This is a genomic window from Pseudomonas sp. LH1G9, from assembly GCF_002949975.1.
In the GTDB taxonomy this organism is placed as follows: Bacteria; Pseudomonadota; Gammaproteobacteria; order Pseudomonadales; family Pseudomonadaceae; genus Aquipseudomonas; species Aquipseudomonas veronii.
Genome location: NZ_CP026880.1, coordinates 213,088 through 236,275, shown reverse-complemented (window position 1 = coordinate 236,275; position 23,188 = coordinate 213,088). Strand labels below are relative to the sequence as shown.

Below are 23,188 nucleotides of genomic sequence, written 5' to 3'. Positions count from 1 at the left end.
ACGCCAATCTATAGTGCGCGCCAGGACACAACAAGCCAGGGGATGCCTAAGATGAACGCCAGCACGCTGCACCTCGCCCTGATCGGCGATTACAACCCCGATGTCATTGCGCACCAGGCCATTCCCGTGGCGCTGCAACAGGCCGCCGACGCCTTGGGCCTGACGGTTCGCACGCAATGGCTGGAGACCGACACCCTCAACACCACCTCCGCGCTGCAGGGTTTCGATGGCTTTTGGTGCGTCCCCGCCAGCCCGTACCGCGACATCGACGGCGCACTGCGTGCGATCCGTTTTGCCCGCGAGCAGCGGCGCCCTTTCCTCGGCACCTGCGGCGGTTTTCAACACGCGGTGTTGGAATATGCCCGCAATGTGTTGGGCTGGGCCGATGCCGAACATGGCGAACTGGCCCCCAACGCCCCACGTGCGGTGATCGCGCCACTGAGCTGTTCTCTGGTGGAAGCCACCGACACCGTGCGCCTGGCCGCCTACACGCGCATCGCCGACGCCTACGGCACACGCGATATCCACGAAGGTTATCGCTGCCGCTACGGCATCAACCCCGACTTCGCCAGCGCGCTGCTGGACGGTGCTCTGATCCCCTGCGGCCACGACTCCGCCGGCGACCTGCGCGCGGTGGAGTTGCTGGACCATCCGTTCTTTGTCGCCACGCTGTTCCAACCCGAACGCGCCGCCCTCAAAGGCGTCACGCCGCCGCTGGCGATCGCTCTGCTCAAAGCCTGCCAGGAGACCTCGGTATGATTGCCCACACCCCCGCCCCGCCTTACTACGCAGTGATTTTCAGCTCACTGCGCACCGCCGGTGACCACGGTTACGCTGAGGCTGCCACGCGCATGCTGGAACTGGCGCGCGAGCAGCCGGGCTTTCTCGGGGTTGAGTCGGCGCGGGAGGATGGCCTGGGGATCACCGTATCGTACTGGCGCAGCGAAGCCGACATCCTCGCCTGGAAACAACAGGCCGAGCATCGGGCGGTGCGCGAGCAGGGGCGTTCCACTTGGTACTCGGCGTTTCACTCCCGCGTATGCAAGGTGGAGCGGGCCTATACATTCCAGAACTGAACGGCAGCCGGAAGCCCTCCCGCCGTTGATCTTCATCGATGCCAAAACGCCGCTCAGGCTAGCTGACGAGACTGCGCAACGCACTGATCTGCGGGATCTCCACACGCCGCATGTACACGCGCAGCGGCTCGGTGATGTTGATGCGATCGTCGATGTTCTGATCGAGCAGCAGTTGCAGACGCTCACGGGACAACGTCATGACGTGCTCGGGGGCCGGCAGCCAGACAAATTCGGCAGTGGGGATGATGCCGTCATCGGCGACATCCATACCGAAGGAGTCTTCGCTGAACCGCACAATGTACTGGCCGGTCTTGCGGTTGAGGCCGACAAAACCGTGAAGCTGGTCGGCGGCCTGGCAGATAAGCTCGGAGGTGATTCGCATGGTAAACCTCACTGAAAAGTCCCACAGGGACTGGAAAGATGGTTTACACGCGTGGCGGAAAGTACTGCCCTCTTACGGGGCGGTTCGCGGCAAGAGTACTGCAAAGCCACGCAAAAAAAACCCAGAAAATTAGCGCGCACACACGTTAATGTCGGTTTGGTGATAGCGCCTTTCGTTATCAATTGTTAAAAAGGAAGCCTTCTCAAAGCTCCCTCCACGAAAGGACTCCATATATGCCTGTCACGTTCACCAAGAGTGCCTTGCTGCTCGCCCTGATGCTTGGCCTTGGCCAGGCGCAGGCTGCCGACCCGATCAGCCCGGCTGAATTGGCAACTAACGAAGGCATTCCCTACCCTGCGGTGATCGCCCACCGCGGTGCGTCCTACGACGCCCCCGAGTCCACTGCCGCAGCCTACAAGGTCGCGCGCGACCTGGGCGCCGACTACCTGGAGTTGGACCTGCAGCGCAGCAAGGACGGCGTGCTGTTCGCCCTGCACGACAACAACCTGCAACGCACCACCGACGTGGCCACCAAGTTCCCCGAGCGCAAAGACGCTCCGGCCAACGAGTTCACCTGGAAAGAACTGCAAACCCTCGACGCCGGCAGTTGGTTCAACGCCGCCTACCCGGACCGCGCCCGCCCGGGCTTCGTCGGCCTGAAAATCCTCAGCCTGGACGACATCATCAAGATCGCCGAAGGCAACCCGCAGCACAAACCGGGCCTGTACATCGAAACCAAAGAGCCCAAGCAATTCCCGGGCATCGAAGCCGACCTGAAAAACAAGCTGCTGGACAAAGGCTGGTTGAGCTCCGCCGGCTCCAAGCTGGGCAAGAGCAACACCGGTGTCGGCCAGGGCAAAGGGCGCGTAGTGCTGCAGACCTTCGAGACGGCCAGCCTGAAAGAGCTGCAGAAAGAAATGCCCAACACCCCGAAAATCCTGCTGTTGTGGGTGGGTGAAGGCAGCATCGAGCCGAAATCCAAGCAAACCTTCGCCGAATCCGGCGAAGCGACCAAGGCCGCTTACTACGCCAAGCAAGAGCCCAAGGACGCCGCCGAGTTCGAAAAGTGGGTCGACGAAGCCAAGAGCCTCGGCGCCATCGGCACGGGCCCGTCGGCGGAGCTGACCGCCCTTGGCGACCAGAGCTACACCGACCTGGTGAAGCCTGGAATGAACAAGCTGACCCACGACAAGGGCCTGCTGGTACACGTCTACACCGTGGATGAACCTGTGGACTTCGAGAAAGTGATGAACGCCGGCGTCGACGGTATCTTCACCAACCGCGCCGCCGAACTGCTGAAGTTCTACAAGCGCTGGCCGTCGTCCAGCGTGCAGGACCTGCTGAACGACCACAAATACTGAGCGAGTCAGTGTGCCATTAAGGATGAATTAAGTTGCGCCGGTTAATCTGGCGCCACTTAAACAGCTCACCGAAAAAGGATACACACCATGAAAACCTTGACTGCTCTGTTTGCCGCGACCGCCCTGACCCTGGCCGCCGGCCTGGCCCAGGCCGATGTCCGCCCGGATCATATCGAAGGTCTGCTCAAATCCGGTGCCGTGATGCCTTTCGACAAGCTCAACGCCGCCGCCGTGGCCAAACACGCCGGCGCCCAGATTACCGACACCGAGCTGGACCACAACAACAGCGGCGTCCTGGTCTACGAAGTTGAACTGACCGACACCGCCGGCAAGCGCTTTGAAGTGAAACTCGACGCCAAGACCGGCACCGTGCTCGAAGACAAGCAAGACACCTGAGTCAAACCCTGAAAAAACCGCGCCACCTTCGGGTGGCGCGGTTTTTTATGGGCGCTTGATCAAGCGCTCAGTCGCGCCGTCACCTCGTTCAATTCGCCGGACAAACCACGCAGATTCTGGCTCGCCGCTTCGGTGCGCTTCACGTTGTCGAGGTTGGCGGTGGCCACGGTGGTGATCTGGGTGATATTGCGCGAAATATCCTCGGCCACCGACGTCTGCTCCTCGGCCGCCGTGGCGATCTGGCGGTTCATGTCGCGAATCGCTTCGACGGCCTGGGTGATGTGAGCCAGCATCGCGCCGGCCTGGGTGACTTTTTCCACGCTGTCATCGCTGCACGACTGGCCAGTGACAATCGCCTCGGCCGCATCGACCGCGCCGGTTTGCACCGCCTGGATAATCTGATTGATCTCGATGATCGACGCCGCCGTGCGTTGCGCCAGGCTGCGCACTTCATCGGCCACCACCGCAAACCCGCGCCCCGCCTCGCCCGCCCGTGCCGCCTCGATCGCGGCGTTGAGCGCCAGCAGGTTGGTCTGCTCGGCGATCCCGCGAATCACTTCGAGCACCTTGCCGATCCGCACGCTGTCGGTTTCCAGGCGGCGGATGATGGTGCCGGTGTTGAGGATTTCAGTACGCATCTGGCCGATGGTGGCAATGGTGACTTTCATCACTTCGCCGCCCTCGCGGGCCGATTGGTCTGCGTCATCGGCCGCGCGGGACGCACTGGCGGCGTGGTGCGCCACTTCCTGGGCGGTGGCCGACATTTCGGTCATGGCCGTGGCCACCTGGTCGGTACGGTTGAATTGTTCGTGGGTGCCGGTCGCCATTTGCCCGGCGATCGAATTCAACTCACCGCTGGCGTGGACCAGATCGGTGGCACTGCGCTGCAGGCGGCTGAAGGTTTCGGCCAAGAAGTCGCGCAAGGTGTTCGCGGCCTCCGCCAGATGCCCCAGTTCGTCCTGGCGACGACTGGCGACACGCTCGGCAAAACGGCCGTGGCTCAGTTGGCTCACATACTCAATCAAGCCACGGATCGGCAGGATCAGGTTGCGGTTGATCAACCACAGGCTGAACAGGCCGATCAATACGCCGGACAGCAACATGATCGCCAGCCCCACCATCACCGTGCGCTCGGCATGGGCGCTGATGACCTGGGATTGCTGGGTGCTTTGGGCACGCAGGTCGCTGACCAGCGCGCTCATCTGTTCGCTGGCGGCGCGGTCCACGCCCTTGACCGCAGCGTCTCCGGCGCTCGGGTCGGCGCCGGCGGCCAAGTAGGCATCGCGGCCCTTCTGGTAGGCAACGCCGAGCTGCTGGTGCTCCTTACGCAGGTTCTGGATACGCAGGCTCAGCGCCGGGTCACCGGCGGTCTGGGTGACCAGCCGCGAGAGAATGCCTTGTACATCGCGCTGCCGATCCTGGAACTGGCCCCAGTATTTCTCCAGGTCCTGCGGCTGCTTGCCGCGCAACAACACGTTTTTCCATTCTTGCACCTGCACTTTGAATTGCAGGTTGGCCTCATCGATCAACTGTGAAGTGAGCAACGGCCCATCGAGCAAACTGCGGTAACTCTGCACCCCGTTGGAAAGGAAGTTGAAACAGGCCAGGGCGATCAACAGCATCGCCAGCAGGCTGCCGCCGAGCAGCGACAAAATCTGTGCCCGCAGGGATGTTCGTAAAAAAGTCATCGGGAAAAGCCTCGAAACAAGGAAAAGGTGCAAATACGTCATGACATCCCTGTCGTCGAAGGCGCCGTCATCCGCAGCGGTTGTTGTGCCCTGAATCGGCCGATCTAGACACTTCTTGAGCTCATTTCGATAGTCGGTCAATAAAATGTCATCAAGTCGAAAACTGTCACAAAACTGTCAAGCATCCTTGCAATGATTCGCTCACGCGAACCTGTGAAACGTCCTACAGGTCCTTTCTCTGCGAGACTCCATGAACCACAGCATCGACCACAGCCACCAGGACTCCGATCTGTTTGGCTTGCTTTACGGTTTCCGTTTCCGCCCAGGCGAAAAGGGTGAGCAGATTGATTCAGCCACCGCTCTCCAGGCCTTGCAGCAACCGCAAGACCCGCAGGAGTTTCTATGGCTGCACCTGAACCTGGCACACGCCGGATGCGAGCGCTGGATGCTGGCGCACCTGCAATTGCCGGAAGAATTCTTCGAAGCCTTGCACGAAGGCTCACGCTCCACCCGTATCGAACACGTCGACTCAGCCTTGCTCGCGGTGGTCAACGACGTGGTGTTCAACTTCAGCAGCATGGTCTCGTCGGATATTTCCACATTGTGGGTCTGCGCCCGCAGTCACTTGCTGATCAGCGCGCGCCTGCAACCGCTGCACTCGGTGGACAAGTTGCGTTCGTCGGTCAAGGCCGGTGAGCACTTCCGCTCGCCGCTGGAGCTACTGGTCCACCTGCTGCGCGACCAGGGCGAGGTGCTGACGCAGATCGTGCGCAAGACCAGCATCAGCGTCGACCACATCGAAGACCAATTGCTCTCCTCGCACCTGTCCACCAACCGCGCCGAGCTGGGCGCCATGCGCCGGGTGCTGGTGCGCCTGCAACGCCTGCTGGCGCTGGAGCCCGGCTCGCTGCTGCGGCTGCTCAACCGCCCGCCGCAGTGGCTGCAAAAGGAAGACGTCAAGGAGCTGCGCAAATCCACCGAGGAGTTTGCGCTGATCATCAACGACCTGACCGCCCTGGGCGAACGCATCAAGTTGTTGCAGGAAGAAATCGCCGCCAACCTCAACGAACAAAGCAACCGCACGCTGTTTACGCTGACGGTGGTCACGGTGCTGGCGTTGCCGATCAATATCATTGCCGGCTTTTTCGGCATGAACGTAGGCGGCGTGCCGCTTTCCCAAGACCCGGAAGGCTTCTGGATTCTGGTGGCGTTGGTCGCGACCTTTACCTTGATTGCCGGGCGCTGGGCCTTCAGGAAACGCAACGACTACTGACCCTCACATGCGCTCAAAAAATCTGTGCGTTTGTAGACCAGCGGCCAATCCAATCCGCTAAACACTGATCTATCGCAGCATCTCTGTAATATTCTGCAATGATCATGAGCGACATCCTCTCCGACACTGGATGTTACTGCATGGCCACCCCTTCCCTGACAGCTTCAACGCATACGTCATCCGTTGATACCCGACCCAGGCTGGACAAAAAACCCGGCCTGCTGACGGTGATCATTTTCTTTGCCGTGCTCGCGATGGGCCTGTTGTTCACCGCCTACAGCCTGATGCGCGACATGCACGAACTGGGCACGCTGGTCACCACCTGGACGCCGTTCCTGCTGCTGGGCGTGGCGCTGCTGATCGCCCTGGGTTTCGAATTCGTCAACGGTTTCCACGACACCGCCAACGCCGTGGCGACGGTGATCTACACCAACTCGCTGCCGCCGCAGTTCGCGGTGGTGTGGTCGGGTTTTTTCAACTTCCTCGGGGTGCTGCTCTCCAGCGGCGCAGTGGCGTTCGGCATCATTGCCCTGCTGCCGGTCGAGCTGATTTTGCAGGTGGGTTCCTCGGCCGGTTTCGCGATGATCTTCGCCCTGCTGATCGCGGCGATCCTGTGGAACCTCGGCACCTGGTGGTTGGGCCTGCCGGCCTCGTCCTCCCATACTCTGATCGGTTCGATCATCGGCGTCGGCGTGGCCAATGCCCTGATGCACGGGCGTGATGGCACCAGCGGCGTGGACTGGAGCCAGGCGATCAAGATCGGTTACGCCCTGCTGCTCTCGCCGCTGATCGGTTTCGCTTTTGCCGCCCTGCTGTTGCTGGCCCTGCGCGCCTTCGTGAAAAACCGCGCGCTGTACAAGGCGCCCAAAGGCGACACCCCGCCGCCATGGTGGATTCGCGGCATGCTGATCCTCACCTGCACCGGTGTATCGTTCGCCCACGGCTCCAACGACGGGCAAAAAGGCATGGGCCTGATCATGCTGATCCTGGTCGGCACCCTGCCGATGGCGTATGCGCTGAACCGCGCCATGCCCGCCGAACAATCGCTGCAGTTTGCCGCGGTGGCTGAAGTAACCCAGGTCGCGCTGATGAAAAGCGCGCCGCAAGCGCTGCCGGGCGACCCGCGCCCCATCCTCTCGACCTACGTGCGGACCAAGGACGCCACACCCGAACTGATCCCGGCCCTCGCCGCCCTCGCCGGCCAGATCGGCGATGAAGTCAAAGGCTACGGCTCTTTGGCTAAAGTCCCCGCCGAAGCCGTAGGCAACGTGCGTAACGACATGTACCTGACCAGCGAAACCATTCGTTTGATGGACAAGGCCAAGATCGGCAACTTCGACGCCGACACCCAAGGCAAGCTGCAACTGTTCAAGCAACAGATCGACAACTCCACGCGCTTCATTCCGCTGTGGGTGAAGATCGCCGTGGCCATCGCCCTGGGGCTCGGGACCATGGTCGGCTGGAAGCGCATCGTGGTGACCGTGGGCGAGAAAATCGGCAAGACGCACATGACTTACGCCCAAGGCGCCTCGGCCGAGACCGTGGCGATGCTGACCATCGGCGCTGCGGATATGTTCGGCTTGCCGGTGTCGACCACCCATGTGTTGTCGTCCGGCGTGGCGGGGACCATGGTGGCGAACGGCGGCGGCTTGCAGATGAAGACCATCCGCAATTTGCTGATGGCCTGGGTGCTGACCTTGCCGGCAGCGATTCTACTGTCGGGTAGCCTGTACTGGTTATTCACCCAACTCTTTTGACCCAGCGCCGGATCAAAGGTGGGAGGGGGCTTGCTCCCTCCCACATTGTTGGCCGGCGTGGCAGTGGCCAGGGTGGCGATGCTGCGCTACTGGCTGTTCACCAAACTCTGCTGACCCACTACATTTTGCTGGGTGGTGTTTCAGGTATTGAAGAGCCCGGTCATTGCCCTCAAGCGCTTCTTGTACACCCGCCGCGCCTCCAACGCCTGCTCCAGGCTGACCGCCACAAACCCCGCCCGCTGGTTCGGCTGCATCTGCCCGATCAAGTCCAGGTCGGCACTGATCACCGTGCCGATCATCGCGTAGCCGCCGCCCGACACCGCGTCCCGATGCAGCACGATCGGCTCCAGCCCGGCCGGCACCTGGATCGAGCCGATCGGGTAGCAACTGTCGACGATGTTCGACGGATCGGACCCCGCACCAAACGGCTGCTCCCGTGGCTGAAAGCTCAACGCACTGCCGCCCTTGAAGCGATAGCCGATACGGTCCGCCTCGGACCCCACCGTCCACGGCTCGGCAAAAAAGCTGCTTTTCGCCGCCGCCGTCAGGCGTTCGTAATACAGGCCGGGCACCACGCGCAAGGTCACATCGCCACCGACTGCCCGGCGCAAGGCCATCGGCAAACTGTTGCCCGCCCGCCCCTGCCCACTGGGCTCGCCGATGGGCAACTCATCCCCCGCCTGCAACCGCCGCCCGTGAAAGCCGCCGAGTGCGCCGAGGGTGTAGGTCGAGCGACTGCCGAGCACCAACGGCACGTCGATGCCGCCGGCGACCGCCAGATAGGTACGCGCACCGGCCAGGGGAAATTCGAAGCGCAACACCTGCCCGGCGCGGACCTGGAACGCGGTGTCCTGGTGGACCACTTCACCGTCCAGGCGCGGCGCCATCAAGGCGCCGCTGAGGGCGACCAAGGCGTCCCGGCGAAACTCCAGCTCGGGACCGATCAGCGTGCATTCCAGGCCGGCCGCGCCCGGCGGGTTGCCCACCAAATGGTTGGCCGCGCTCAGCGCGTACTGGTCCAGCGCGCCCGACGGCGGAATACCCAGGTGGTAATAACCTTCGCGGCCCAGGTCCTGTACCGAGGTCGCCAGGCCGGGTTTGAGCACCTTGATCATGCCAGCGCCTCCTGCAGGGTTTTCGGATAACCGATGGGGTCGGCGAGAAACGCATCCAGGGAAAATTCCAGGGGGCGGATGCGCAGGTCGAAACGTTCTGCGTCCACCTCGGCGACGGCCAGGTCGTAGGCCTCGCGGTCGATCGGTTTGAACTGCACGATGTCGCCCGGCCGGAAGAACACCATATGGTCCTTGAGGTAGGCCAACTGCTGCGCCGGGTCGTAGATCGGTGCCGGGGTGACGCCGAACATCTGGTAGCCGCCGGCGCCGCGCACCGAATAGATGCAGCCAAAGCAGCCGCCATGGCCGAGGGTCAGTTTCGGCGTGTCGGTGCGCGGGCGCAGGTATTTGGGCACCTGCAACTGCCGCTCGCGCTCGACCATCTGGAACATGAACGGCAAGCCCGCGACAAAGCCGACCATCGACACAAACCACGGCGCGCCACTGTGGGCCGCGATGAAAGCGTCGACATCGGCCAGGCCGTTGATCCGCGCCGCATATTCCAGGTCGGTGCCGCTGGGGTCTTGATGGCGATCGCGAAAGCGCATCAGGGTTTCGTGGGTCCAGGGGTCGTTGTAGAGCACCGGGATTTCGATGATGCGCGTGTGCAAGGTGCGTTCGGCCACGGCCTGGGCTTCGGCGCTTTGCACCGCGTCGAGCAGCACATGGGGCGCAATGCGGTCCGGGTCGAAGCGGATCTGGAAGGAGGCGTTGGCCAGGCACACATCCAGCACACCGTCCAACGCCAGGCGTTCCACGGCGCGGGTCACGGCCATGCCTTTGAAGAAAGCCTCCAGGGACATGCTGTCGCTGACCTCGGCGAACAGGTGTTCATCGGCGCCGAAGCTGTAGCGGATGGGGGACGTTTCAGCCATGTCTGTTCCTCTTGGAATCGTTATAGAAAGGCAGGCAAAAAAGTATGGGGGCGATCTTATTCGGGTGTTCTGACCGCAATGCCTGCTTGGTCCAGGGCTTCACGGGTGGCTTCGACCAATTCCAGGGCGCCGGGGGTGTCGCTGTGCAGGCAGATGGAATCGAATTCGATAAACAGGTCTTCGCCTTCTACGGTGCGTACAAGACCCGTCTGACAAGCCCGTAGGACCCGCGCCGCGACGGTGGCAGGGTCGAGGGCGCGCACCGTGCGGGTGAACACGATGGAGCCGCTCAGGTCGTACTCGCGGTCGGCGTAGAACTCACGCACCACCGGCTGCCCCAGTTCCTTGGCTATGCGCCAGATCACCGAGTTCGGCATGCAGTACAGCAACAGTGTCGGCTCAATCAGTTGCAGGTTTTGCACCAACAATCGCGCGGCGTCTTCATCGCGGGCCAGGTGCATGTAGAGCGCGCCGTGGGGCTTGATGTGTTGCACGGGCACACCCTGGGCGCGTGCGATTTCACGCAGGGCGCCGAGCTGGTAGAGCATGTCGTCCACCAGTTCCTGGGCCGGCGCGTTGATATGGCGGCGACCGAAGCCCACCAGGTCGCGAAAGCCCGGATGGGCGCCGATGGCGACCCCCAGTTGCTTGGCGCGTGCGACGGTGCGGCGCATGGTGCCGGGGTCGCCGGCGTGGAAGCCGGTGGCGATATTGGCCGAGCTGATGTAGGCCATCAGCTCGGCATCGACGCCATCGCCGATCGTCCAGGGGCCGAAGCCTTCGCCCATGTCTGAATTGAAATCCACTGCCTGCATGAAAAGTCGCTCCGCCAAAGGTGATGCTGAAAAGTAGGCTGCGGCTTGACCCCTTGGGAAGATCTATTATCAGATGGCCTATCTTCTGAAAAACAGATATCGCCATGTCGCTGACCTTGCGCCAAATCCGCTACTTCGTCGCCACCGCCGAGATCGGTCAGATTTCCCAGGCGGCGATTCACCTGAACATCTCCCAATCGGCCGTGACCACGGCGATCAAGGAACTGGAGGCGATGCTCGGCGTGCAATTGTTTGTGCGTTCGGCCCAGGGCATGAACCTGACCGACGCCGGGCGGCATTTTCTCAACCGCGCCTATGTGATCGTGCGCAGTGTCGACGACGCGCTGAACAGCCCATTGCCCGACTACCGCGCCAGCGGCGTGCTAAGGGTCGCCGCCAGTTACACGGTGCTCGGTTACTTCCTGCCGCACCATCTGCAGCGCATGGAACACTGGCACCCGGACGTGACCATCGAGGTGTTCGAGCAGGAGCGCCAGGCCATCGAACACGGCCTGCTCGACGGCCAGTTCGACATGGCCGTGGTGCTCACCGCCAACCTCACCCACGCGGATATCGTGTCGGAAATCCTCTTCAACTCCGAACGCCGCCTGTGGCTGCCCAGCCATCACCCATTATGCGAACGCGGCGCCGTCAGCCTGGCGGACGTGGCCCGCGAGCCCTACATCCTGCTGACTGTCGACGAAGCCGAACACAGTGCCATGCGCTATTGGGAACAGGCCGGGCAAACGCCCAAGGTGCGGCTGCGCACCAGTTCGGTGGAAGCGGTGCGCAGCATGGTCGCCAATGGCAGCGGCGTGGCGATCCTGTCGGACCTGGTGCATCGGCCCTGGTCCCTGGAAGGCAAGCGCATCGAAACCCTGACCGTGACCGACCCGGTGACGCCCATGAGCGTCGGCCTGGCCTGGCACCGCGAGCGCGCATTTACCCCGGCGATGCAGGCGTTCCGGGACTACTTCCACGACGCCTTCCTGGCCCCGCAGCAGTTGTCGGCGCGGCGTTAGAGTTGGGCTTGCAGCGTCGCGGCCAACCAGTCCATGAACACCCGCACCCGCAGCGGTAAATGCCGCTGCCCGGCATAGAGCAGGGACACGTCCAACGGCGGCGCCGGGTATTCCGGCAAAACCGCCACCAGTTCGCCACTGGCCAACTGATCGCCGATGCCCAGGGCCGGCACCTGGATAATCCCGAAGCCGCCCAGGCAAGCCGACTTGTAGGCATCGGTGCTGTTGACCGTGACCCGCCCGGCCATGGGCAGGCGCTGCACCTTGTTGCCCAGCAGGTATTCGAACCCCGCCGAGCGCGAACCCAGCGGGCGCACGTAATGCACCAAGTGGTGGTCGGCCAGGTCGGCCAGCGTCCGCGGCACGCCATAGCGTTGCAGGTAGCCCGCGCTCACGCAGTTGATCATCGGCATGCTGCACAACAACCGGGCGACCACCGACTGGTCCGGCTGCGCACCGACGCGCAGCACGCAATCGAACCCCTCGGCCAGCAGGTCGACCTGACGGTCAGTGGCGCTGATTTCCAGCTCGATCAACGGGTGCGCGTCCATGAAATGCGGCAGGCGCGGCAGGATCAAATCCCGCGCCATCATGGTCGGCAGGTCCACCCGAATGCGTCCGGTCAGTTGTGTTTCGTCCTGGCGAAACAAGCCCTCCAGTTCCTCCATGTGCGCAAGCAAGTCCTTGCTGCGTTCATACAGCACGCGGCCGTCCTGGGTCGCCTGCACCTTGCGCGTGGTGCGCTGCAGCAGGCGCGCGCCGAGCAGTTCTTCCAGTGCCTGCACATGCTCGGACACCGTCGAACGCGGCAGGCCCAGGCTCTCGCCGGCGCCGGTGAAACTCGACAGTTCGGTGACGCGCACGAAGGTGCGCAGCAACTCCAGTTTGTTCATGGGATTGTTCGCTTTTTCCGGCCAGTGATTTCGCTTTACCGCTGTTTATCACGTTACAGGCGGACAAATACACTCATTCCCACGATCACCTCAGAGGACTGCACCATGACCCGCAAAATCGCACTGATCACCGGCGCCAGCCGCGGCTTGGGTAGAAGCGCTGCGTTGCGCCTGGCCGCACAAGGCGTGGATATCATCGGCACTTACCACAGCCAGGCGGATGAAGCCCAGGCAGTGGTCGAGCAGATCGAACAATGGGGCGGCCGCGCCGCCATGCTGAAACTGGATGTGAGCCAGAGCGCCACCTTCGACGCGTTCGTCGAAGCCGTCGGCGGCGTGCTCAAGCGTGTTTTCGCACGGGATGATTTCGACTTTCTGATCAACAACGCCGGTATCGGCATCCACGCCAGCTTTGCCGAGACCAGCGAAGCGCAGTTCGACCAACTGGTCGCGATTCAATTCAAAGGCCCGTTTTTCCTGACCCAGAAACTGCTGCCGCTGATCCGTGACGGTGGCCGCATCCTCAATATCTCCAGCGGCCTCGCCCGTTTCAGCCTGCCCGGCTATGCCGCGTATGCGGCGATGAAAGGCGCCATGGAAGTGCTGACCCGCTACCAGGCCAAAGAGCTCGGCGCGCGCGGTATCAGCGTCAATATCCTCGCGCCGGGCGCCATCGAAACCGACTTCGGCGGCGGTGCCGTGCGCGACAACGCCAACCTCAACGCGATGGTCGCCAATAACACCGCCCTGGGCCGCGCCGGGTTACCGGATGATATCGGCGGGGCCATTGCCAGCCTGCTGGCGGACGGTAGCCACTGGATCACCGGCCAGCGGATCGAGGCTTCGGGCGGCATGTTTCTGTAAGAGCTTTTCGCGCATCACGTCGTAGCCCCAGTGGTACACGTAGGTGTACGGCAGGAAAAACAGCAACACGCCGATATCGAGGATAAACGCCTGCAGCAGGCTGATGTTCAGCCACACGGCAATCAACGGCACGCACATCAGGACCAGCCCGCCTTCAAACAACAAGGCGTGCAACACCCGGGTCCAGCCGTTGTTGGCCAGTTGCAGGCGTGCCTTGAGGCGGTCGAACAGGCCGTTGAAAATCACGTTCCAGGTCAGCGCCATCAGGCTGATTGCCAGGGTAACCATGCCCATTTCCACGGCGGGTTTGTCCATGATCCACGCCAGCAACGGCGTGCAGATCAACAACGCCAGGGCCTCGAAACCGATGGCCTGGCACACACGTTCAGTAATCGACTTGGTAGGGTTCATGCCCCGGCTCCGTGAGTGACTGTGTTGCCATCATTGCGTTTTGTATCGATACTTCATAACCAATAACCATCGATAAAGGCGATAGTCATGGCCTCCCATGAAGTGCTCCAGGCCTTTGTTCAGGCCGCGACCCAAGGCTCGTTTTCTGCGGCGGCACGCAAGCTGGGCAAGAGCCAGTCCACCGTCAGCGCGGCGGTGGCGAGCCTGGAGATTGACCTCGATGTGCTGCTGTTCGACCGCAGCAGCCGCAAGCCGACGCTGACCGCCGCTGGCCATGTGCTGCTGCAACGCGCCGAGCAGGTGCTGGAGGCGAGCAGTCGGCTGGCGCTGGCGGCAACTCAGCTATCCCAGGGGTTGGAGGCGAAAGTGACGATTGCGATGTCTGACACCTACCAGTCGGAGCGCTTCGAACTCGCGCTCAAGGCCTTTGAGCAACGCTACCCCGACCTGGAACTGGAATGGCTGATCGCCGAGTGCGAAGACCTGATAGCCCTGGTGCAAAGTGGCCGGGCCCAGATTGCCCTGGTCGAGGCCCAGGAGGTTTACCCACCCGACCTGAGCCGTTCGCCAGTGGAAGAGCGCACGGAAATTGCCCTGTTCGTCGCGCCCACGCACCCTTTGGCCAGCCTGGAAAGCGTCAACCAACAGGTGTTGCAGCAACACCGTGAGCTGCGCCTGGCGAGCATCATCAACCCGAATGAAACCCGCCCCATGGGCCGCGTCTGGTCGGCGCCGAGTTTTCTGATGCTGATGGAAATGGCCCAGCTCGGTTTTGGCTGGGCCGCACTGCCGCGCTGGTTGGTGGAACGCTTTGGCAATGCCGGGCTGATTGAACTGAGCGTGCGCAGTTGGCCGCGCTCGGTGGCGGTGGATGCGCTGTGGTCGCGGCAATATCCGCCGGGGCCTGCGGGGAGTTGGTTGTTGGGGCAGATGCTCGATTGAGTTCGTCCAGAGCAGGCAGGGCTTGGTGGTCCCACTGTGGAAATGCGTTGGGCGCTAGATCGGGGTCAGGCTGGCCAGGCGGCGTGCGAGGAAGTGCTTTTCCGGGGTTTGCCGGGTCAGAGACAGGGCTTTTTCATACGCCAGCCGCGCCTCGTCCAGCCGCCCCAATTGTCGGCAGAATTCGCCACGCGCCGAATACGCCAGGTGATAGTCCAGCAATTCGCCCCGCGCCAGAATCGCCTCCACCTGTTGCAACCCGGCCAACGGCCCATCGCGCATGGCCAGCGCCACTGCGCGGTTCAGTTCGATCACGGGCGACGGCACGTCGCGGAGCAACACATCGTATAGCCCGACAATCTGCGGCCAGTCGGTGTGCTCGGCACTCGGCGCTTCGGCATGTACCGCCGCAATCGCCGCCTGCAAGCCATAGGGCCCAAAGCGCCGGGTCGTCAGCGCTTGCTCCACCAGTGCGCAGCCTTCGGCAATCAGGGATGCATCCCACAATGCTCGGTCCTGTTCGTCCAGGAGCACCAACTCGCCGCTGGCCGAGGTCCGCGCCGGGCGGCGCGACTCGTGCAGCAGCATCAACGCCAGCAAGCCCATGACTTCCGGCTCCGGCAGCAACTCCAGCAACAAACGGCCGAGGCGGATGGCTTCACGGGTCAGATCGTCGCGTGTGAGATCCGCGCCCATCGACGCCGAGTAGCCTTCGTTGAACACCAGGTAAATCACACGCAGCACGCTGTCGAGGCGCTCGGGCAATTCGACCAGCGACGGCACCTGATAGGGAATCTTCGCCTCGCGGATCTTGCCCTTGGCCCGCACGATCCGCTGGGCGATGGTGGCCGGCGGGACCAGAAAGGCGCGGGCGATTTCTTCGGTGGTCAGGTCGCAGATTTCACGCAGGGTCAACGGCACTTGGGCGTCAGCCGCCAGCGCCGGGTGGCAGCAGGTGAAGATCAGGCGCAGGCGGTCGTCTTCCACGTCTTCGTCGTCCCAATCGGCCGCTGCCAGCGCATCGGCCTGCGCCTGCAATAACGGGGTGAAACGGGCCTGGCGGCGCAGGCGATCGATGGCCTTGAAGCGCCCGGTCGAGACCAGCCACGCCCGTGGATTGCTCGGCACGCCGTCGTGCTCCCAGCGCTGCATGGCGACCAGGAACGCCTCGTGCAGCGCTTCCTCGGCCAGGTCGAAATCGCCGAGCAGGCGAATCAGCGTCGCCAGCACGCGCCGTGATTCGCGGCGGTAAATCGTCTCGATCGGAGGGGTCAATCGGGCAGATCCCGGGTCACCGGGCGATTGGGCGCGCCGCCCCCAGGTTTAATGGACCTTTCACATTCGGCAGGTTGAGTGTTCATGGGTAAACCTCCTGTTTATGGGTGTTTTGTGTTCAGAGATTCAATTGGCGCACGGGGCGTACTTCCACACTGCCGACCCGGGCCGCCGGAATGCCGCCGGCGACCTGGAGCGCTTCGTTCAAGTCCCGGGCTTCGATCAGGTAAAACCCCGCGAGCTGCTCCTTGGTTTCGGCAAACGGCCCGTCGGTGATCGACAGCTTGCCATTGCGCATACGCACAGTGGTGGCGGTGCTCACCGACTCCAGCGGCTCGGCGGCGAGCATGCGCCCGCTCTTTTGGACGGACTGCGCGTAGGCGAAACACTCCGGGTCGGCCGGGCTGTCCGGCGCGGTGTGCAACACCTGTTCGTTGCTGTAGATCAGGCACAGGTATTTCATGGCGTTCTCCGTTTTCGGACTACTGACTATAGTTCGCGGGGCTCAAGGTTTCAGGTCGAACAGCGCGACGCCGGTGGCCATGTCGAAGGGGGCCGACCAATGCTCATGCACCACCTTCCATTGGCCGTCGACACGCTGGTAACCGACGGTGACGCGCATCCAGCAGGTCTTGAGCACGCCGTCCGGGCCGGTGCCACCGCAGTGAGCCAGCCAATGGGCAAAGGCGCTGTTGTCGGCGGCGACGATATGCAACTCATGGAAGTCGAACACACCGGGGCCGGGGCAGACGTCCATGCACGCCTGCCAGTGCGCGCGGTAGGCCGCCTTGCCCTTGAACTGCAGGGCGCTAACCGCGTCGAACGCGATGATATCGTCGGCGTAAAAGCTGACAATCTTATCGATGTCCTTGGCGACGACGGCTTGTTTCCATTGTTTGATCAGGGTGTGGATTGCAGTGTTCATGGCGATACTCCTGGGGGGTGAAAATCTTCAGAGACACCCTTAGTCGAATGGCCCGCCGCCCGATCGACAGCGCGCTGAAAAAAAATCTCGCAGCGCGCAAACCCGATAGACTGCGCCCTTCTTTGCAGCCGTTCGGACGCCCCGATGCAAACCCGCCTTGTCGCCTACGAGGCGCTGAACGCTGTGCAAACACAGCAAGTCGGCGCGATCGAAGTTCACCCTGAGCAGTTGCCGTTTTGCGGCGACATGTATTGCGCACTCAACACCCTGCTGGTCAACCCCAGCCCCGGCATCAAAGGCTTTGCGCTGCTGGCCGACGATGTGCCCGTGGCCTTCCTCCTGCTCAAATGCCCGCCATGCCTGCCCCATTGGGCCGATGCCCACAGCGCCACGCTGCACGCGTTACAGGTGGATCGCAGCCAACAGGGCCGGGGATTTGGCAAAGCCTGCCTGCAGGCGCTACCCGCGGCGGCGCTTCAGGCCTGGCCGCAGATCAAGGCGCTGGAGTTGTCGGTGGACACGCTCAATGTCGCGGCGATGGGCTTGTACCTGGGGCTGGGCTGGGTGGATCGCGGGGAGGCATACAAGGGCCGGGGCGGGTATGAACGCCGTTTGAGTCGGGGCTTGGAGCCGCAGTAGATGTCACGTTGAGATGACAGCGACCAACGCTTGAGGGCACGCTGGATCATGAGCATTCCCGCGCAGGAAAAACGGCCGAAGAGTCGCCATCATCTTCGGCCGGCGCTTCAGGCCTTTGCTTCCACAGGCAGCCAGACCTCCACGGTGCCGAGGCCCTTTCTCACATCAAAATCCGCGCTGTACCGCTCAAAATCCACGCCGGCAACCTTGTACCCGGAATGCGGCAACCATTCGAACATGATCCGCTCGTAGGTCTGCGGCAACGCGTGTACCTCGCCGTAGTGCGCGAACACGGCATAGTGATGCGGCGGGATTTCGATGAACTCGAAATTGCTCGGCACATCACCCTTGGCGGGGACTTCAACCCCTGCGATGTAGTCGAACTCATCGTGTCTGGGGTTATGACAAACCCCGTAGGTAAAACCGCCCAAACGCTTTTTGATGTATTTGACGCTCTCGTCAAACACGCCCCACAACTTGGGAATATCCCCGGTGGTGGCCTTCGAATAATGCCCTTGCACCCCGGCGATCACCAGGGCCTTGCCCTCTTCCATGCGCGGCTCTAACGGTTGTTGCGTCTGCTGATCCATCTGAACAGTCTCCTTCTTATGAGAGAACAAACCCGTATTGAGTATAGGGGTATATCCGGATTGCACTGCATGTAGAAATTGTTCCTACGCATCTGGACAACTGGCCATCATCAACCGTATTGTCTGCCCCGCAGGCCACCGCAGTGGCCGACGTCGCTCGGACGGTTCCGGGCGCTTACGTACTTTCGAGGCAACAATGGCCGACCAAGGTTTGCCGCGCCGCTTTGCGCGCATAGATCGACTCCCCCCCTACGTTTTCAATATCACTGCCGAGCTGAAGATGGCTGCGCGTCGGCGCGGCGAAGACATCATCGACTTGAGCATGGGCAACCCTGACGGCCCGACCCCACCACATATCGTGGAAAAAATGGTCACCGTCGCCCAGCGTGAAGACACCCACGGTTACTCCACCTCCAAAGGCATTCCGCGCCTGCGCCGGGCGATTTCGCGCTGGTACAAGGACCGTTATGAAGTGGATATCGACCCCGAGTCGGAAGCCATCGTCACCATCGGTTCCAAGGAAGGCCTGGCGCACTTGATGCTGGCCACCCTGGACCAGGGCGACACCGTACTGGTGCCCAACCCGAGCTACCCGATTCATATCTACGGTGCCGTGATTGCCGGCGCCCAGGTGCGTTCGGTGCCGTTGATTCCGGGCGTGGACTTTTTTGCCGAGCTGGAACGGGCGATTCGCGGTTCGATTCCCAAGCCGAAGATGATGATCCTGGGGTTCCCGTCCAACCCGACCGCGCAGTGCGTGGAGCTGGATTTCTTCGAGCGGGTGATCGCCCTGGCCAAGCAGTACGACGTGCTGGTGGTGCATGACCTGGCCTACGCCGACATCGTCTACGACGGCTGGAAAGCCCCGTCGATCATGCAGGTGCCGGGCGCCAAGGACATTGCGGTGGAGTTTTTCACCCTGTCCAAGAGCTACAACATGGCCGGCTGGCGCATTGGTTTCATGGTGGGCAACGCAGAACTGGTCAACGCCCTGGCGCGGATCAAGAGCTACCACGACTACGGCACCTTCACCCCGCTGCAAGTGGCGGCGATTGCCGCGCTGGAAGGCGACCAACAGTGCGTGAAAGACATCGCCGAGCAGTACCGCCAGCGCCGCAATGTACTGGTCAAAGGCCTGCATGAGTTGGGCTGGATGGTGGAGAATCCCAAGGCGTCGATGTACGTCTGGGCGAAGATCCCCGAAGCGTATGCCGCCATGGGCTCGCTGGAGTTTGCCAAGAAGCTGCTGCTCGAAGCCAAGGTGTGCGTGTCGCCGGGGATTGGCTTTGGTGAATATGGCGACGACCATGTGCGCTTTGCACTGATCGAGAACCAGGACCGGATTCGCCAGGCGGTACGCGGGATTCGCGGGATGTTCCGCGCCGATGGCCTCTTACCAAAAACCGGCGTCTAACTCAGTCAAACATGTGGGAGGGGGCTTGCTCCCGATGGCAGGGTGTCAGTCACTGTATCGGGTGACTGAAACACCGCTATCGGGGGCAAGCCCCCTCCTACATTTGGATTGGGTTTGCACCCTTGCCTTACGGTGTGTCTGTCACACCACCAACGACAGCAACATGATGAAGATCAGCGCCACCACCGACAAGATGGTCTCCATCGCCGTCCAGGTCTTGAACGTCTCGGCCACGGTCATGTTGAAGTACTGCTTCACCAGCCAGAACCCCGCATCGTTGACGTGAGACAGGATCAACGAACCCGCCCCCGTCGCCAACACCAGTAGCTCGCGGTTAACCCCCGGAATCATGCCGACCACCGGCACCACGATGCCTGCGCCAGTGATGGTCGCGACTGTCGCCGAACCGGTCGCCACCCGAATCACCGCCGCCACCAGCCACGCCAGCAGGATCGGGTTGATCTGCGCGTTCACCGCCATATGGCCGATCACGTCGCCCACGCCGCTGGTCACCAGCATCTGTTTGAAACCACCACCGGCACCGATGATCAGGATGATCGCGGCGGTCGGCGCCAGGCTGGCGTCGAGCAACTTGAGGATCTGCTTGGAGTGGATGCCCTGGCGATGACCGAAGGTGTACAGCGACAGCAGCAACGCCAGCAGCAAGGCACTGATCGGGTGACCGATCATGTCCATCCAGTTGCGCACCACATGACCGTCGGCCAAGGCGATGTCGGCGAAGGTTTTCAGCAGCATCAGGAACACCGGCAGCAGCACGGTGATCAGGGTGATGCTGAAGCTCGGCAGCGTCTTGTGCTCCGACTCACGGGCCAGTTGGTCGACCAGTTCCTGGGACGGATTGCCCGGGATGTACTTGGCGATAAACGTACCGAAGATCGGGCCGGCGATGATGGCAGTCGGCAGCGCGACGATCAGGCCGTACAGAATGGTCTTGCCGATGTCCGCGCCAAACACGCCGATGGCCAGCAGCGGGCCCGGGTGCGGTGGCACCAGGCCATGGACCGCCGACAGGCCGGCGAGCAACGGGATGCCGATCTTGATCAGCGACACGCCGGTACGGCGCGCGACGATAAACACCAGCGGGATCAGCAACACAAAACCGATCTCGAAGAACAGCGGGATACCCACCAGGAACGCGGCGAACATCATCGCCCACTGGACCTTTTCCTTACCGAAGGCGCGGATCAGGGTCTGGGCGATCTGATCGGCACCGCCAGATTCGGCCATCATCTTGCCGAGCATCGTACCCAGCGCGAGGATAATGCCGACAAAGCCGAGCACCCCGCCGAAGCCGTCCTGGAAGGCCTTGATGATCTTGTCCACGGGCATGCCCGAGGTCAGGCCAAGGAAGCCGGCGGCGATGATCAACGCGATAAACGGGTGAACCTTGAACTTGGTGATCAAGAAGATCAGACCAATGATAGTGACCACTGCATCAAGCAGCAGGTAGGACTCGTGGGACATGCCAAACATGGGGGTCTCTCCTGTTTGTTGTTGTTATTAAAGCGGGTGTTGAATTTGTTGTCGGAGATAGCGCTATCTTTTCCGACACAAAAATTAATGAGCGGGTTCAAAACCGTGTTTGCACCACCACGCATGGGTTTGCTCGGCCAACGCCTCGACGCTGTCTTCACTGGCGTTGAGGGCCAGGGTCAGCGGCTCGCCGATGGGCGATTCAAGGGTGGCGAACTGGCTGTCGATCAGGCTTGCCGGCATGAAATGCCCGGGGCGATGGGACACGCGGTCGGCGGCGACTTCGCGGCTCAGTTCCAGAAACACAAAGCCCAGGCCCGGCGCGGCTTCGCGCAGGTGGTCGCGGTATTTCTTTTTCAATGCGGAACAGGTGAGGACCGGGTGTTCGCCGGCCTTGAGCGAACGGCGTAACTCATCGCACAGGATGTCGAGCCAGCCGGCGCGGTCGTTGTCGTCGAGGGGGTGGCCGGCGCTCATTTTTTCGATGTTCGCGGCGGGGTGAAAGCTGTCGCCTTCAATGGCGGTGGCACCGTTCAGGCGGCACACGGCCTCACTGACGCTGGTCTTGCCGCAGCCGGCGACACCCATGATGACCAGGGCGGTAACAGGTTGACTCATGAAACACCTCAGGACGCAGATAGCGCTACCTTTGCACGCTGTAAGGCTAGTGCAAAAACAGGCTTTTCCCGCGCCGTCTTGTCTTTTTTTATGGAGTGACGCGTGCATCCGCTCCAAGCATTTGAACTGGATCAGGCAACCCAGCATTCAAGCATTTGCAGCCGTTTGGAGACAGCGCTACCTTAGTGCCTCGATTTTTGTTTGGCAAGCCGCCTGATGACCTCCAAGAACGATAAAAATACACGCACCACGGGTCGCCCGACCCTCAATGAAGTCGCCCGCCTGGCCGGCGTCAGCCCGATTACCGCTTCCCGCGCCTTGCGTGGCATCAGCACCGTGGCCACCGAACTGGTGGAAAAAGTGCAACGGGCCGCCGCCGAGTTGAACTACGTGGTCAACCCCGCCGCCCGCGCCCTGGCCTCGGCCCAGAGCCATTCGGTGGTGGTGCTGGTGCCCTCGCTGTCCAACCTGTTGTTTATCGAAACCCTCGAAGCGATCCACCAGGTGCTGCGGCCCAAGGGCTTTGAAGTGCTGATCGGCAACTCCCACTATTCCCGCGACGAAGAAGAGACCTTGCTGCGCAACTACATGGCCTACCAGCCGCGGGGTTTGCTGCTGACCGGGTTCGATCGGACCGAAAGCGCGCGACGGATGGTCGAGGCCAGCAATGTGCCGTGCGTGTACATGATGGATCTGGACCCCAACGCTGGCGTGAACTGCGTGGGCTTTTCGCAGTTGGCGGCGGGTGAGACGGCAGCAGCACATTTGCTGTCCCGTGGGCGCAAGCGCCTGGCGTATATCGGCGCGCAACTGGACCAACGCACCTTGCTGCGCGGCGAAGGCTTCCGCCGTGCGTTGCAACAGGCCGGGCTGTACGACCCGGCGCTGGAACTGTTGACGCCACGCTCCTCCTCCGTGGGCCTGGGCGGCGAGTTGTTCTTGCAGTTGCTGGCGGCCCATCCGGATGTGGATGCGATCTTCTTCGGCAACGACGACCTGGCCCAGGGCGCGCTGCTCGAAGCCCTGCGTCACGGCATCAACGTCCCGGGGCGCGTAGCCGTGCTGGGTTTCAACGACCTGCCCGCCTCCTCCTTCATGGTGCCGCGCCTGAGCAGCATCAGCACGCCGCGCGAGGCCATCGGTCGGCGCGCGGCGGAGCATCTGCTGACGGTCATGGCGGGGAACAAGATCGCCAAGCCGGTGGTGGACATGGGGTTTGAGTTGCAGGTGCGGGAGAGCACGTAGGACGCGGCTGACATTGCGATGTTGCCCTGGCAATTCATCAGTTGAGGGAGCTGAGCGTATTGCCAGTGGGCAAAGCCATGGCCCCACACACATTTTTAACCGTGCCTGCTTGAAGGCATCG

Annotated in this window: 25 protein-coding genes and 1 pseudogene; 12 read left to right on the top strand and 14 right to left on the bottom strand. The window is 62.2% G+C overall.

The annotated features are described in order from the left end of the window. The first annotated feature begins 51 nt into the window (after positions 1-51). Together C5F70_RS01135 and C5F70_RS01130 are read left to right on the top strand one after the other, a co-directional pair. Positions 52-759, top strand: a complete 708-nt coding sequence (locus C5F70_RS01135; protein ID WP_017847230.1) for a CTP synthase — start codon at positions 52-54, stop codon at positions 757-759. Next, entirely contained in the window at positions 756-1,076 is a 321-nt protein-coding gene (locus C5F70_RS01130; protein WP_046489860.1) for an antibiotic biosynthesis monooxygenase, read from the top strand. Before C5F70_RS01135 ends, C5F70_RS01130 begins: the two co-directional genes overlap by 4 nt. A gap of 58 nt (positions 1,077-1,134) precedes the next feature. Here the strand turns inward: C5F70_RS01130 and C5F70_RS01125 are convergent, their stop codons facing one another. Continuing rightward, positions 1,135-1,458 (bottom strand): DUF2025 family protein, encoded by a 324-nt coding sequence (locus C5F70_RS01125; protein WP_017847228.1) that lies wholly within the window; start codon positions 1,456-1,458, stop codon positions 1,135-1,137. A 233-nt stretch (positions 1,459-1,691) separates the two neighbouring features. Between C5F70_RS01125 and C5F70_RS01120 the strand changes: the two genes are divergently transcribed. Then, positions 1,692-2,819, top strand: coding sequence for a glycerophosphodiester phosphodiesterase family protein (locus tag C5F70_RS01120; RefSeq protein WP_017847227.1), 1,128 nt, complete (start codon positions 1,692-1,694; stop codon positions 2,817-2,819). Positions 2,820-2,906: 87 nt separating this feature from the next. After that, entirely contained in the window at positions 2,907-3,215 is a 309-nt protein-coding gene (locus C5F70_RS01115; RefSeq protein ID WP_017847226.1) for a PepSY domain-containing protein, read from the top strand. A 59-nt stretch (positions 3,216-3,274) separates the two neighbouring features. Here C5F70_RS01115 and C5F70_RS31400 read toward each other — a convergent pair whose 3' ends face one another. Further along, positions 3,275-3,979: a methyl-accepting chemotaxis protein gene (locus tag C5F70_RS31400; RefSeq protein ID WP_371918780.1), complete on the bottom strand. Its 705-nt coding sequence runs from the start codon at positions 3,977-3,979 to the stop codon at positions 3,275-3,277. Positions 3,980-4,207: 228 nt separating this feature from the next. Next, a pseudogene (locus C5F70_RS31395) lies at positions 4,208-4,318 on the bottom strand (hypothetical protein); the annotation flags it as partial. 835 nt (positions 4,319-5,153) lie between these two features. Between C5F70_RS31395 and C5F70_RS01105 the strand changes: the two are divergent. Together C5F70_RS01105 and C5F70_RS01100 are read left to right on the top strand one after the other, a co-directional pair. Continuing rightward, positions 5,154-6,176 (top strand): transporter, encoded by a 1,023-nt coding sequence (locus C5F70_RS01105; protein WP_017847224.1) that lies wholly within the window; start codon positions 5,154-5,156, stop codon positions 6,174-6,176. Between the two features lie 140 nt (positions 6,177-6,316). Further along, positions 6,317-7,933 (top strand): inorganic phosphate transporter, encoded by a 1,617-nt coding sequence (locus tag C5F70_RS01100; RefSeq protein WP_017847223.1) that lies wholly within the window; start codon positions 6,317-6,319, stop codon positions 7,931-7,933. Positions 7,934-8,073: 140 nt separating this feature from the next. Here the strand turns inward: C5F70_RS01100 and C5F70_RS01095 are convergent, their stop codons facing one another. The 3 genes from C5F70_RS01095 to C5F70_RS01085 are packed head-to-tail and all read right to left on the bottom strand — an operon-like array spanning position 8,074 to position 10,738. Then, complete coding sequence (locus tag C5F70_RS01095; protein WP_104902593.1) at positions 8,074-9,048, bottom strand: biotin-dependent carboxyltransferase family protein; 975 nt, start codon at positions 9,046-9,048, stop codon at positions 8,074-8,076. Continuing rightward, complete coding sequence (locus C5F70_RS01090; RefSeq protein WP_104902592.1) at positions 9,045-9,923, bottom strand: allophanate hydrolase subunit 1; 879 nt, start codon at positions 9,921-9,923, stop codon at positions 9,045-9,047. Before C5F70_RS01090 ends, C5F70_RS01095 begins: the two co-directional genes overlap by 4 nt. Before the next feature lie 56 nt (positions 9,924-9,979). Continuing rightward, a complete protein-coding gene (locus tag C5F70_RS01085; RefSeq protein ID WP_017847220.1) occupies positions 9,980-10,738 on the bottom strand; it encodes a 5-oxoprolinase subunit PxpA in 759 nt (252 codons plus the stop codon). Between the two features lie 104 nt (positions 10,739-10,842). On the opposite strand from C5F70_RS01085, the gene C5F70_RS01080 reads away from it, so the two are divergent. After that, positions 10,843-11,760, top strand: coding sequence for a LysR family transcriptional regulator (locus C5F70_RS01080; protein WP_017847219.1), 918 nt, complete (start codon positions 10,843-10,845; stop codon positions 11,758-11,760). Here C5F70_RS01080 and C5F70_RS01075 read toward each other — a convergent pair. Further along, complete coding sequence (locus tag C5F70_RS01075) at positions 11,757-12,653, bottom strand: LysR family transcriptional regulator (RefSeq protein ID WP_104902591.1); 897 nt, start codon at positions 12,651-12,653, stop codon at positions 11,757-11,759. The genes C5F70_RS01080 and C5F70_RS01075 overlap by 4 nt on opposite strands. Before the next feature lie 105 nt (positions 12,654-12,758). Here C5F70_RS01075 and C5F70_RS01070 point away from each other — a divergent pair, with 105 nt between their 5' ends. Next, positions 12,759-13,517, top strand: coding sequence for an SDR family NAD(P)-dependent oxidoreductase (locus tag C5F70_RS01070; protein WP_046382305.1), 759 nt, complete (start codon positions 12,759-12,761; stop codon positions 13,515-13,517). Here the strand turns inward: C5F70_RS01070 and C5F70_RS01065 are convergent. Then, complete coding sequence (locus tag C5F70_RS01065) at positions 13,416-13,928, bottom strand: multidrug/biocide efflux PACE transporter (RefSeq protein WP_104902590.1); 513 nt, start codon at positions 13,926-13,928, stop codon at positions 13,416-13,418. The genes C5F70_RS01070 and C5F70_RS01065 overlap by 102 nt on opposite strands. A gap of 87 nt (positions 13,929-14,015) precedes the next feature. On the opposite strand from C5F70_RS01065, the gene C5F70_RS01060 reads away from it, so the two are divergent. Then, entirely contained in the window at positions 14,016-14,870 is an 855-nt protein-coding gene (locus tag C5F70_RS01060) for a LysR family transcriptional regulator (RefSeq protein ID WP_046489875.1), read from the top strand. 54 nt (positions 14,871-14,924) lie between these two features. Here the strand turns inward: C5F70_RS01060 and C5F70_RS01055 are convergent, their stop codons facing one another. The 3 genes from C5F70_RS01055 to C5F70_RS01045 form a co-directional block, all read right to left on the bottom strand. Beyond that, positions 14,925-16,142 (bottom strand): RNA polymerase sigma factor, encoded by a 1,218-nt coding sequence (locus tag C5F70_RS01055; RefSeq protein ID WP_104902589.1) that lies wholly within the window; start codon positions 16,140-16,142, stop codon positions 14,925-14,927. Positions 16,143-16,260: 118 nt separating this feature from the next. Continuing rightward, a complete protein-coding gene (locus C5F70_RS01050) occupies positions 16,261-16,605 on the bottom strand; it encodes a YciI family protein (protein WP_017847213.1) in 345 nt (114 codons plus the stop codon). 42 nt (positions 16,606-16,647) lie between these two features. Further along, a complete protein-coding gene (locus C5F70_RS01045) occupies positions 16,648-17,067 on the bottom strand; it encodes a nuclear transport factor 2 family protein (protein ID WP_104902588.1) in 420 nt (139 codons plus the stop codon). Positions 17,068-17,211: 144 nt separating this feature from the next. Between C5F70_RS01045 and C5F70_RS01040 the strand changes: the two genes are divergently transcribed. Continuing rightward, positions 17,212-17,706, top strand: coding sequence for a GNAT family N-acetyltransferase (locus tag C5F70_RS01040; RefSeq protein ID WP_046489879.1), 495 nt, complete (start codon positions 17,212-17,214; stop codon positions 17,704-17,706). A gap of 107 nt (positions 17,707-17,813) precedes the next feature. On the opposite strand, the gene C5F70_RS01035 is transcribed toward C5F70_RS01040, so the two are convergent. After that, entirely contained in the window at positions 17,814-18,296 is a 483-nt protein-coding gene (locus C5F70_RS01035) for a GyrI-like domain-containing protein (protein WP_017847210.1), read from the bottom strand. Between the two features lie 196 nt (positions 18,297-18,492). Here C5F70_RS01035 and alaC point away from each other — a divergent pair, with 196 nt between their 5' ends. Then, on the top strand, positions 18,493-19,710 hold the full coding sequence (alaC, locus tag C5F70_RS01030; RefSeq protein WP_017847209.1) for an alanine transaminase: 1,218 nt from the start codon (positions 18,493-18,495) through the stop codon (positions 19,708-19,710). A 141-nt stretch (positions 19,711-19,851) separates the two neighbouring features. Here alaC and C5F70_RS01025 read toward each other — a convergent pair whose 3' ends face one another. Beyond that, positions 19,852-21,204, bottom strand: a complete 1,353-nt coding sequence (locus C5F70_RS01025) for a GntP family permease (protein ID WP_017847208.1) — start codon at positions 21,202-21,204, stop codon at positions 19,852-19,854. A gap of 84 nt (positions 21,205-21,288) precedes the next feature. Then, positions 21,289-21,822 carry a gluconokinase gene (locus C5F70_RS01020; RefSeq protein ID WP_017847207.1) on the bottom strand — a complete coding sequence of 178 codons (534 nt, stop codon included), beginning with the start codon at positions 21,820-21,822 and terminating at the stop codon, positions 21,289-21,291. 213 nt (positions 21,823-22,035) lie between these two features. Here C5F70_RS01020 and C5F70_RS01015 point away from each other — a divergent pair, with 213 nt between their 5' ends. Further along, entirely contained in the window at positions 22,036-23,067 is a 1,032-nt protein-coding gene (locus tag C5F70_RS01015; protein WP_177410571.1) for a LacI family DNA-binding transcriptional regulator, read from the top strand. The last annotated feature ends 121 nt before the right edge of the window (positions 23,068-23,188 follow it).